Origin of the sequence: Streptomyces sp. NPDC097640, from assembly GCF_040302705.1 — a bacterium.
Classification (GTDB): domain Bacteria; phylum Actinomycetota; class Actinomycetes; order Streptomycetales; family Streptomycetaceae; genus Streptomyces.
Window position 1 is genome coordinate 1 of sequence record NZ_JBEOSB010000065.1, and the last position, 7,282, is coordinate 7,282.

The window sequence follows — 7,282 nt, forward strand, 5'->3', positions numbered from 1 at the left end:
GATGCCGGCGGTGTCGAGCCAGTCGAGGATGGAGCGCAGTTCGCGTTGGCTGCCGTCGCTGGGGATCTGGAGCGACAGCGCCTCGTCGTCGCGGGCCGAGGCGGCCGTCGCCGTGATCATGGCTGTACTCCCGCCCACCGCCCGCTGGTGCCGTCGCCGAAGCTGAGCCGTCGTCCTGAAGCCCGCCTCAGGCGGCCAGGTCGTGCTCCATGCGCCGGTCGACCCGGGACCGGAGCGCGAGGGTCACAGCCGAGGTGAGGACGCCGGCGACGAGGGCGCTCCACCACAGGACGGCGGGGCTCAGGGACGAGTAGACGGTGACGCCCACGGTGAGGGCGCCGAACCGGGCCACTCCCCAGGTCCATTGGAAGGCGCCCTGGTAGCGGCCGCGGGCGTGGGCCGGAGCGAGGCCGGCGACCATCGACGCGGCGATCCCCGCGACCACGACCTCGCCGAGGGACCAGACGACCACGGACACGGTGTACAGGGCGACGCTGTCGGCCACACCGGTCAGCGCCACGCCCGCGGCGATCAGCACACTGCCCGCCGCCTGCACGGGCAGCTGCGGAAGCCGGGCGAGAGTGGCCGTGGCGACCGGCTGGAGTACGACCACGAACACCGCGTTGACCGCGGCCATCGCGCCGTAGACAGCAGGTGACAGCCCGCTGTCGCGGATGGCCAGCGGCAGGGCGACCTCGGTCAGCGAGTAGACGAAGAGCTGGACTCCGAACAGCGGGAGCAGGGCGAGCAGCAGACGGTCGCGCAGGACGACGCCGTAGCCGATGCCGTCCGCCGCCGTGGCCTTGTCCTTCCCGGCGGGGCGCGTCTCCCGCAGGCGGGTGGCGACGATCACCGCGTAGGCCAGCATGGTGGCGGCATCGACGGTGAACAGGAGCCAGTAGCCGTGTGCGGCGAGGAAGCCGCCGAGAACGCCGGCCGCGGCCGTTCCGATGTTGACACCCCAGCCGAAGAGCGCGTACGCGCGCTGCCGGCGGTCCGCGTCCACGGAGTCGGCCAGCAGCGCGTACGCGGCCGGGCTGATCAACGCGCCCGCCGCGCTGAGCAGCAGGGCCGCGGCCGCCATCGTCAGCGCCCCCGGCGCCGCGAACAGGGCGCCCTGCGCGGCGGATGCGCCCACGAGGCCGATCAGCATCGTGGAGCGGCGGCCGATCCGGTCGGCGAGCAGGCCGCCGAGTGCCGGCCCGACGAGGTTGCCCGCGCCCAGGGCGCCCAGGACATAGGTGGTCTCGGCTCCGGTGACGCCGCGCGCCGCGAGGAAGAAGACCAGGAAGGGGGTGACGAGGTAACCGAGCCGGTTGACGATCGTGCCGGCGAAGACGGTCCAGACGACGGGCGGCAGGCCGCGGAATGTGGAGAGCATGCCGGAAGAGTGCGCGGTCACCCAGCAGCCTTGCCATTGATTAAGGTGAGACCGAATCCATGGGGGCAGTGAGCGTCGTCGGCAGGGAGATCGCATGGAGACCGGGCTCAGCTTTTCCGCCGCGGACCTGGCACAGACCCGCTTCGCGGTCTCTCCGATGTGGGAGGTCGTCACCAGCTTCCGGCTGCTGCGCGGCGCCGAAGGCGAGCCGCCACCGCACCGGCGGTGGGCGGCGCAGGTACGGCCGCGGCTGGCGGAGGCGGGGCTCGACCGCGGCTGGCTGGCCGCGTTGATTCCCGGGGGCGGCTATCTCGCGGACTTCCTCAACCCGACCCCGGTGACCCCCTTCCCCACGCTCGCCGCCGAACTCGACGCGATCCGGCAGACCCCGGCGGAGCGCGTACGCACCGAACTGCACATGCTCGGCGCCGAACGGGACCTGGGCCGGCAGCCACGGATCCGGCTGCTCAGGGAGGCCCCCGAAGCGGCGCTGCGGAAGGTCGCCGCCGAGATCGAGACGTACTGGGAGCTGGCGCTCGCACCGTATTGGGACCGGATCCGGCAGCTGCTGGAGGCGGATGTGTTCCACCGGGCCCGGCAGGTGGCCGAGCACGGCGCCGGGCACGTCCTCGGCGAGCTGCACGAAACCGTGCGCTGGGACGACGGCACGCTGCGCCTGGTGCGCCGGCACTGCGGGCTGAGCCGGGCCGAGGCCGGGGCAGGGCTGCTGCTGGTGCCCTCCGCCTTCGCCTGGCCGCGGGTGCTCACCCGGTCCGTACCGCCCGACCCCCCGCAACTCGCCTACCCCGCCCGCGGAATCGGCACGCTGTGGGAGCCACGGGATGCGGGCTCGATCGACGCGGTCGCGGCGGTGCTGGGCCGGTCTCGCACGCTGCTGCTCGCGGAGCTGGACACACCGGCGTCGACGACGCGGCTCGCGGCGCACTTCGGGATGTCGGCGGCAGGGGTGTCGCAGCATCTCACCGCGCTCCGCGGAGCGGGCCTGGTGACGGCACACCGCGCGGGCCGTTCGGTGCTGTACGCGCGCACAGCGGTGGCCGACGCGCTCATGGCACCCGCCGGAGGCACTGCGCCTCTCTGATGGGGGGGGGCGGGGCGGGTGCCGCGCTGGACTACCTGGTGTGGGCGACGTCCACGATCAGCTTGTCGCCGGACTGCTGGACCCGGAACGGCAGCTTGGCGCGGACGCCCAGACCGACCTGGGTCTGCCCCTCGATGCTCGACCCGAACTTGGTGTCCCGGAAGGTCTTGTAGCCGGTGACGTCCACACCGGGCAGGGTCTTTCCAGGCTTACCGGCATACGTCTTCTGGGCCGGGTTCGACGGGTTGTAGCTCGGAGCGTTGACGACGATCTCCAGGATGGCGCCGCCCTTGACCGGGATCTGGTCACCGGTGCCGCTCTGACGGAACTTCGCCGTGTATCCGACGTGGTAGCCGACCTTGCCCGTCGCGCCCTTGACGTCGAAGACCATCCGGTCGTAGCACGCGTGCTTGCCCGTCCTGATGTTCCGCAGCGGCTTGGTGGTGGCGTCCTCGGCCGACTTGGTGTTGCTGGTCCAGGAGGCCGGGCAGGCCGTGGCCGACCGCACCTGGTCCGCCTGGCCGGTCGTGGCGCCGGCGGTCCCGGCCGTGCCCGCGAGAGCGGCGCATGCTGCGACGAGCACTGCGGCGGCCGTTCCGATCTTGCGCATGAGATACCTCTGAGTGCTGAGTGGCTTGAGTACGGTCCGCGAGAGCGACAGCGGCCCGTCCGTGATCTTCACTCTTCCGTCAGGACAGCCGGACCCCATCCGCCCGGGTACTCAACTCCGCCCGCCCTGAATACTCAGGCGTCCGGGCTCTTAGGAGTACACTCCTTAGGACTGTACTCCTAAGAACAAAGAGGTGGAGATGCAGCGCCGCACACATCCGCACAAGCCGTTCCATGTCTTCGACCGCGGTGCGGAGTGGGACGCGCTCTCGGCCTTCGTCAGCCGGCCTCTGCCGCATGCCATGCTCGGGATCGTCAGCGGCAGGCTGCGCATGGGCAAGACCTACCTCCTGCGCGCCCTGGTCGAGCGGCTCGGGGGCTTCTACTTCGGGGCCACGGCGGCGACCGAAGCGGAGTCGCTGCGCCAGTTCGGTGCGGCCCTCGCCGATCACACGGGGTCTCCGGCGCCATTCTCCTTTGCCACCTGGGATGACGCGATCTCCTACCTGTTCAGCCTCGCCGGACCTCGGCACGCGGATGCGCCGCTGCTCGTGGTCATCGATGAGTTTCCGTACCTGGCGAAGACCGCTCCGGAACTTCCGTCGCTGATCCAACGGGAGATCGACCGCTTCCAGACCGACGAGAACTGGATGCGGCTGCTTCTGTGCGGATCGGCGATGTCCGTCATGGGTGGTCTGCTGGCGAGCACCGCACCCCTGCGGGGGCGCGCGCAGATGGAACTTGTGGTTCGCCCTTTCGGATACCGGGCTGCCGCCGACTTCTGGGGCGTCGCCGAGGCCCCGGCCCTCGCGGCCCGCCTCCATGCCGTGGTCGGCGGCACACCGGCGTACCGGCGGCAGTTCCTGGGGGACGATGTGCCGGGCAGCCTGGAGGAGTTCGACGACTGGATCTGCCGTACGGTCCTGTCCGCCTTCAGTCCGCTCTTCAGGGAGGCGCGGTATCTGCTCGCCGAGGAGGCGGACATCCGGGACACCGCGCTGTACCACTCGGTCCTCGCCGCGGTGGCCCAGGGCAACACCACCCGGGGCGGGATCGCGGGCTATATCGGCCGTAAGTCAGTGGACATCTCACACCCTCTCCATGTGCTGGAGGACAGCCATCTGCTGGCGCGGGAAGCGGACATCTTCCGCGCCGGGAAGTCGCAGTACCGCATCACCGAACCACTGATCAATTTCTACGAGGCCGTGATGCGACCCGCCTGGGCCCGGCTGGAGAGTGGCCAGGCGGCCGAGGTGTGGGCCCAGTCCGCGGAGCGTTTCGCGGCCCAGGTGGCCGGGCCGCACTTTGAAGCGGTGTGTCGTGAGTACCTGCTCGGCCCCGGGCGGTCCCTGCTCGGCCCGGCCCTGGGCGAGGTCGGCTGTGGTGTGGTGACGGACCCGGCAGCGCGGCGGCAGATCCAAGTCGACGCAGCCGTGGTCGAACCCGGGTCGGGAGGGAGAAGACCGGCGGTCCACCTGCTCGGAGAGGCGAAGTGGGGCACGGTCATGGGGCTGAGCCACCTGGAGCGCCTCGCTCGGGCGCGGGAACTCCTCGCCGGACGGGGCATGGACACCGGACAGTGCCGGCTGGCCTGCTTCAGCGCCGCGGGCTTCAGCGACGCGTTGCGCGGCGAGGCGGCACGCGGCGGCGACGGTGTGCTGCTCATCGGCGTCGACGAACTCTACGGCGAGGCGGTGCCCGCCGCGCCACGCTGATCAAACCGGTGTTCCGACGGCAGCGGCCGGCGCTCGCTCGCTCATTCCCCGATCATCGTCACCGTCGCGCCTTCGGCCGTGGTGACCGTGAGAAAAACAACGACTCTGGCATTGAACGCACTGGAGAGATCCAGGGTCTCGCCGCCCTGCGCCCCCAGGCATCCAAGGTGCATGGAAGTCTGTGCGGGGACGTCGAGGGTCAGGCCGTCCTGTGGCCCCTGCGCCCCGGCTCCCCGAAACTGGCTCGGCGGGGTGAGGACTTCCACTCCACCTGGAAAGGTGTCGATGTTCGCGGCCCAGATGTGCAGGACAAAGTCCGCACTGCTGGTCACACGAACGACGTGCTCCTCATCGCCGAGACCGAAGTAGCCGCGAACAACGTGATCGCCACCTGCCATGGGTATCCCTCTCCGCTGACGCCTCGCAGCCATCGTGATCGGCGTGGCAGCAGCGGGCCAAAGCTGCTAGCCCATACGCCGTAGCCGTTGTCCCGGACGGCATGAAACCGTCGTGAAACCGCCGTGAACCCGGCCGCCCGCACGCTCTGGGGCATGACGAATTCCCGATCCCCCCGGGCCATCACGGCGACCGGGCTGCGCAAGGCGTTCGGCGAGCTGGTGGTGCTCGACGGCATCGATCTGGACATCCCCGAGGGGACGGTCTTCTCGCTGCTCGGGCCGAACGGCGCGGGCAAGACCACCATGGTCCAGATCCTGTCCACGCTGATCGGCGCCGACGGCGGCGAGATCCGCGTCGCCGGGCACGATCCGGCCGAGGACCCCGACGCGGTGCGGGCCGCGATCGGGGTGACCGGGCAGTTCTCGGCCGTCGACCATCTGCTCACCGGCGAGGAGAACCTGCTCCTGATGGCGGACCTGAACTACCTGGGCCGCCGGGAGGGGCGGCGGCGGGCCGCCGAGTTGCTGGAGCGGTTCGGCCTGGTCGAGGCGGCGAAGAGGACGCCCGCCACCTACTCGGGCGGGATGCAGCGGCGGCTCGACCTCGCGATGACGCTGGTCGGCGAGCCGCGCATCATCTTCCTCGACGAGCCGACCACCGGCCTCGACCCGCGCAGCCGGCACACCATGTGGCAGCTGATCCGGGACCTGGTGGCGGGCGGGGTCACGGTGTTCCTGACCACGCAGTACCTGGACGAGGCCGATCAGCTCGCCGACCGGATCGCGGTGCTCAACGGCGGGAAGCTGGTCGCGGAGGGGACCGCGGAGGAGCTCAAGCGGCGGATTCCCGGGGGGCATGTCCGGCTGCGGTTCACCGTGCCGGGCGATCTCGAACGGGCCGCCCGCGCCTTCGGCGAGGTGTCGCGCGACGACGAGGCGCTCACCCTCCAGGTGCCCGGCGACGGCAGTGTCCGGGAGCTGAGGTCCCTGCTCGACTGGCTGGACGCCGAGTCGATCGAGGCCGAGGAACTGTCCGTGCACACCCCCGACCTCGACGACGTCTTCTTCGCCCTCACCGAGAAGCCCGTCAACCCGATCGACTCGACCACCACCGCACAGAAAGTGACCGCGTGATGAGCAGCGCCGTGTCCCGTCCCCTGACCGACTCGATGACGATGCTGCGGCGCAACCTCCGGCACGCGCTGCGCTACCCCGCCATGTCGATCTCCGTCGTCGCGATGCCGATCTTCATGCTGCTTCTGTTCGTGTACGTCTTCGGTGGCGCGCTGGGCACCGGCGTCGGCCCGATGGGCGGAGCGGGCGGCGGCGACACGGACTACATCGACTACGCCGCCCCCGGAATCATCCTGATGGCGGCGACCTCCGGATCGCTGGCGATGGCGGTGGCCATCTCCGTCGACATGACCGCGGGCATCATCAACCGGTTCCGCACCATGGCGATCTCGCGGTCGTCGGTGCTGATCGGACACGTCGTCGGCTGTGTGCTCCAGACGCTGATCGCCATCGCGCTGGTCATCGGGCTCGCGCTGGTCATGGGGTTCCGGCCGAGCGCCACCCCCGTCGAGTGGCTCGCGGTGCTCGGTCTCCTGGCGCTGGTCACCGTCGCGCTCACCTGGCTCGCGGCCGCCATGGGGATGGCGTGCAAGTCCCCCGAGACCGCCAGCAACGTGCCCATGCCGCTCCAGTTCCTGCCGCTCCTCGGCAGCGCGATCGTCCCCACGGACTCGATGCCGACCGCGCTGCGCTGGTTCGCCGAGTACCAGCCCTACACCCCGATCATCGAGACGCTGCGGGGGCTGCTGATGGGCACGGAGATCGGGAACAGCGGGGTCATCGCGGTGGCCTGGTGCGTGGGGATCACCGTGGTCAGCTTCCTCTGGGCGCGGGCGCTGTTCAAGCGGGGGCCCCGGCGTTAGGCCCTGTCCGGCGGATCTTGACGCCTGCGGCGGGCTCGTCCCCCGCCCCGCCCCTTCCCGGCCCCTGCCGATGTGCGGCTCCGCCGCGTGGGGGGCTCCGCCCCAGACCCCGGGGTCCAGGGGCAAAGCCCCTGGTTACG

Annotated in this window: 7 protein-coding genes; 4 read left to right on the forward strand and 3 right to left on the reverse strand. The window is 70.8% G+C overall.

The features are described from left to right. Positions 1 to 187: 187 nt before the first annotated feature. Positions 188 to 1,381 carry an MFS transporter gene (locus ABTY62_RS47185; RefSeq protein WP_352135577.1) on the reverse strand — a complete coding sequence of 398 codons (1,194 nt, stop codon included), beginning with the start codon at positions 1,379 to 1,381 and terminating at the stop codon, positions 188 to 190. A 94-nt stretch (positions 1,382 to 1,475) separates the two neighbouring features. Here ABTY62_RS47185 and ABTY62_RS47190 point away from each other — a divergent pair, with 94 nt between their 5' ends. Next, positions 1,476 to 2,483 carry an ArsR/SmtB family transcription factor gene (locus ABTY62_RS47190; RefSeq protein ID WP_352135578.1) on the forward strand — a complete coding sequence of 336 codons (1,008 nt, stop codon included), beginning with the start codon at positions 1,476 to 1,478 and terminating at the stop codon, positions 2,481 to 2,483. A gap of 31 nt (positions 2,484 to 2,514) precedes the next feature. Here the strand turns inward: ABTY62_RS47190 and ABTY62_RS47195 are convergent, their stop codons facing one another. Next, positions 2,515 to 3,093, reverse strand: coding sequence for an AMIN-like domain-containing (lipo)protein (locus ABTY62_RS47195; protein ID WP_352135579.1), 579 nt, complete (start codon positions 3,091 to 3,093; stop codon positions 2,515 to 2,517). Between the two features lie 199 nt (positions 3,094 to 3,292). On the opposite strand from ABTY62_RS47195, the gene ABTY62_RS47200 reads away from it, so the two are divergent. Continuing rightward, the gene (locus tag ABTY62_RS47200) at positions 3,293 to 4,807 is read left to right on the forward strand and encodes an AAA family ATPase (protein WP_352135580.1); all 1,515 of its coding nucleotides are present in this window, start codon (positions 3,293 to 3,295) and stop codon (positions 4,805 to 4,807) included. 41 nt (positions 4,808 to 4,848) lie between these two features. Here the strand turns inward: ABTY62_RS47200 and ABTY62_RS47205 are convergent, their stop codons facing one another. Further along, positions 4,849 to 5,205, reverse strand: a complete 357-nt coding sequence (locus ABTY62_RS47205) for a hypothetical protein (protein WP_352135581.1) — start codon at positions 5,203 to 5,205, stop codon at positions 4,849 to 4,851. A gap of 153 nt (positions 5,206 to 5,358) precedes the next feature. Between ABTY62_RS47205 and ABTY62_RS47210 the strand changes: the two genes are divergently transcribed. Both ABTY62_RS47210 and ABTY62_RS47215 read left to right on the forward strand, forming a co-directional pair. Continuing rightward, complete coding sequence (locus ABTY62_RS47210) at positions 5,359 to 6,339, forward strand: ATP-binding cassette domain-containing protein (RefSeq protein ID WP_352135582.1); 981 nt, start codon at positions 5,359 to 5,361, stop codon at positions 6,337 to 6,339. After that, positions 6,339 to 7,142, forward strand: a complete 804-nt coding sequence (locus tag ABTY62_RS47215; RefSeq protein ID WP_352135583.1) for an ABC transporter permease — start codon at positions 6,339 to 6,341, stop codon at positions 7,140 to 7,142. The genes ABTY62_RS47210 and ABTY62_RS47215 overlap by 1 nt, the downstream gene beginning before the upstream one ends. Positions 7,143 to 7,282 lie beyond the last annotated feature (140 nt).

Bases quoted from the DNA above. Each gene is read 5' to 3' on its own strand.
- ABTY62_RS47185 (WP_352135577.1), bottom strand. From the start codon at position 1,381: ATGCTCTCCACATTCCGCGGCCTGCCGCCCGTCGTCTGGACCGTCTTC.
- ABTY62_RS47190 (WP_352135578.1), top strand. From the start codon at position 1,476: ATGGAGACCGGGCTCAGCTTTTCCGCCGCGGACCTGGCACAGACCCGC.
- ABTY62_RS47195 (WP_352135579.1), bottom strand. From the start codon at position 3,093: ATGCGCAAGATCGGAACGGCCGCCGCAGTGCTCGTCGCAGCATGCGCC.
- ABTY62_RS47200 (WP_352135580.1), top strand. From the start codon at position 3,293: ATGCAGCGCCGCACACATCCGCACAAGCCGTTCCATGTCTTCGACCGC.
- ABTY62_RS47205 (WP_352135581.1), bottom strand. From the start codon at position 5,205: ATGGCAGGTGGCGATCACGTTGTTCGCGGCTACTTCGGTCTCGGCGAT.
- ABTY62_RS47210 (WP_352135582.1), top strand. From the start codon at position 5,359: ATGACGAATTCCCGATCCCCCCGGGCCATCACGGCGACCGGGCTGCGC.
- ABTY62_RS47215 (WP_352135583.1), top strand. From the start codon at position 6,339: ATGAGCAGCGCCGTGTCCCGTCCCCTGACCGACTCGATGACGATGCTG.